Raw genomic sequence first — 3,286 nt, 5'->3', positions numbered from 1 at the left:
TGCTGGCCGCAAAAGCACAAGCGGCCTGTCTTTTTCGGGCAGCGGGTGGCGGGAAACGGGCAGCGCTTACTGAAATGTCGAAGTTATTAAATGACAGTTCCTTATGGAGCAGTGATGAATTCTGAACAGCAGGAGCAGGGCAGTGAGCCCACGGAACAACCCAGTGAGCGGCAGAAAAAGAAAGCACTGCAAGAGGGACAGGTTTCACGGTCAAGAGATTTGATGATTGCCATGCAGTCTCTGGCCATTTTTTTACTGCTTGGCCATTCCCGTTATTTTGATCAGATCGACACCGTTATAGCCATGCTGGCACAGGTTGACACACCATTGAATGATGCCTCCGGAGCCCACGCATCAATCATGGACAGTGTGCAGACGGCATTTTCCGTATTTCCGGCGGTCATGATCACCATGTCCCTGGTTATTGTATTCAGTGTCACCGCTGGCGCCCTGATTTCCGGCCCCTTTATCTTCAGTGTGACCATCGTGGCACCAAAAGCCCGGCGGATAAATCCGGTGGCAGGGTTGAAACGGATCTGTTCTGTTCAGGGGCTGGCTGAGGTGGTGCGGGCATCAGTAAAAACCCTGTTATTAGCCCTGGCGCTTTTTTTGATCATGCGTTACCGACTGCCAGAAATCATGGCACTGCGTACCTACCCTGTGCCGATGGCCGCAACCCGGGCATTAACGTTGTTATTGTCCACCGGGCTGGGATTATCCTGTGTACTTATGGTCATTGCCGCTGGTGATGTTGTCTGGCAAAAACACCGCCTTCGGAAACAACAGCTTCTTACACGACAACAAGTCAAAGACAATCTGAAGAACGAAGACGGGTCACCACAAACCCGACAACGGATTCGACAGGCTCGGCAAAAACTGGCCGCAGTGACACGCAGGAAAATGCTCGATGCTATCCCCGATGCAGATCTTGTGCTGACCAATCCGGGCCATTTTGCGGTGGTATTGAAATACCAGCCGGACAGCTATCGGGCTCCGGTGCTGGTGGCCCGGGGGGTTGATCATATGGCGGAACTGATTATCAGTATCGGGCGCTCGGCGGGCAAGCCGGTACTGATTCAGCCCATGCTGACCCGAGCCCTGTATTATCATACTGACATTGATCAGGAAATTGCCCCGGATTTGTATCAGGCGGTGGCAAAAATCATGGTCTACCTTTATCAACTTGATCGTTATCGCACTCACCAAAGTACCTTCTGTCCCAGCTCACCCAATATACAGATACCTGAAAAATATCAGCACTCTTCAAGCACAGGAAATCCGTAATGAGCAGTACCGGCTTGCTCCTGCCGACCTCTTCAAAGGCTTCCTTATTGGCCACACCGCTGCTATTGCTGGTGGTTCTGGCCATGCTAATGTTGCCCATTCCCCCATTTCTGCTGGATTTCCTGTTCAGTTTTAATATCACCCTGTCGTTGATTCTGCTGATTCTTACCATTTACATTAACCGCCCCCTGGATTTTTCGCTGTTCCCGACCCTGTTGCTGGTCGCCACTCTGCTGCGGCTGGCCCTGAATATTGCTTCGACACGGGTGGTGCTGATCAATGGTCATAATGGACCCTATGCGGCAGGCAAGGTGATTGAAGCATTTGGCAGCGTGGTGATTGCCGGTAATTATTTTGTTGGTTTACTGGTTTTCCTGATTCTGGTGATCGTCAACTTTGTGGTGATTACCAAAGGGGGCAGTCGTATATCGGAAGTGACTGCCCGTTTTGTGCTTGATTCGATGCCAGGCAAGCAAATGGCCATTGATGCGGATCTGAACTCCGGTGTGATTGACCACAATGAGGCCAGGGTGAAACGGGAAGATATTACCCGTGAAGCTGATTTTTACGGGGCTATGGACGGTGCCAGCAAATTTGTCCGTGGTGATGCCATTGCCGGGTTGATGATTTTGCTTATCAATATTCTGGGCGGTGTGAGTATTGGCGTCTGGCAATATGACATGAGTGGTACCGAAGCCGTACAGCTTTATGGGCTGATGACTATTGGTGACGGGCTGGTGGCCCAGATCCCTTCCCTGCTGCTATCCACCGCGGCCGCCATTATGGTTACCCGTATATCCGGGGCTGTGGACATGAACCAGCAGGTTCGACAGGAAATTATCGGACAACCTCGGGCGTTGATGGTCGCTGCTGCTGTATTGGTTGTGATTGGTCTGGTACCGGGTATGCCTCATGTGGCCTTTGTTATACCGGGCTTACTGATGATGTTGTATATCTATCGACGTATATCCTTGGAAAGAATTACTGAACGGAAAAATGCACTGGCTGGCAAAGGTGATGAAAGTAGCCTGGCATCAAAGGAGCGACTCACATGGCAAGATATATCGGTCGTTGATCCCATTGGCCTGAATATTGGCTATCGTGTGATATCACTGCTGAGTCAGAACCCTGCGAATCATGGAGTCAGTCATGTAACCAGTGGTGAGCTGGCCAGTCAGATCAGGCACCTGAGACGGGAATTGTCGGAAAAATACGGCTTTCTGATACCCATGATTCATATACGCGATAACCTGAATCTGGACCCGGACAGTTATTCTATTCAGCTGCATAACGTTGCCGTTGACCATTTTAAACTGCACCTGGATCAACTACTGGCCATTGCCATGGAGAATGCCCGGCCTCTGCCCTTTGATCCTCCGGTCAAAGACCCCTGTTATGGGTTGACGTCTTACTGGATTCCAGTGACTGAACGGGAGGCATCATTGCAGGTCGGCTATACCGTGGTTGATTGTTCCACCGTGATTACCACCCATGTCGGCAGGATGATCGAAAATCATATCGACGATCTCTTCGGGTTCGAAGAGACTCAGGGGTGGCTGACTCATCTTCGACAAATCTCACCGAAGCTATGCGACGAACTGGTTCCGGATAAACTGCCGCCGGGCCTATTGATGCAAGTTCTCAAACGACTACTGGCTGATAATATTTCCATTGCTGACAGCCCACGCATTGCCGCCACATTACTGGCTGCTCCGGGGCCACAAACTGCAGAACCACAAAAGGATATTCCGGGGCTACTGAGGCTGGTTCGTATCACCTTACGACGACAGATTATCGACCCACTGATCAATCATCAGTCACTGCCGGAACAGCTTTCTGTGTTTACCCTGTCGCACGAACTGGAAAAAATGTTGCTGATGGCCAGAGAACAGGGCAGACGGGATCCACAGTTTTCAGAAGAGTCTTTCGTTATCGAGCCCGGCCTGTCGATGCAACTGCAGAATAATATTCCGGAGTTGGTCAGTCAGGCCCATAACAAACA

2 protein-coding genes are annotated in these 3,286 nt (G+C 50.9%); both read left to right on the top strand.

The annotated features are described in order from the left end of the window. Positions 1-114: 114 nt before the first annotated feature. On the top strand, positions 115-1,284 hold the full coding sequence (locus KDK15_RS20555; RefSeq protein ID WP_257297272.1) for an EscU/YscU/HrcU family type III secretion system export apparatus switch protein: 1,170 nt from the start codon (positions 115-117) through the stop codon (positions 1,282-1,284). Beyond that, a partial coding sequence (locus KDK15_RS20550) for a flagellar biosynthesis protein FlhA (protein WP_257297271.1) occupies positions 1,284-3,286 on the top strand: 2,003 nt, incomplete at its 3' end. The genes KDK15_RS20555 and KDK15_RS20550, both read left to right, overlap by 1 nt.

Source organism: Endozoicomonas sp. YOMI1, from assembly GCF_024606345.1.
GTDB lineage: Bacteria > Pseudomonadota > Gammaproteobacteria > Pseudomonadales > Endozoicomonadaceae > Endozoicomonas.
Note: the sequence above shows the minus strand (reverse complement) of the source record. Positions and strands in the feature narration are given on the sequence as shown.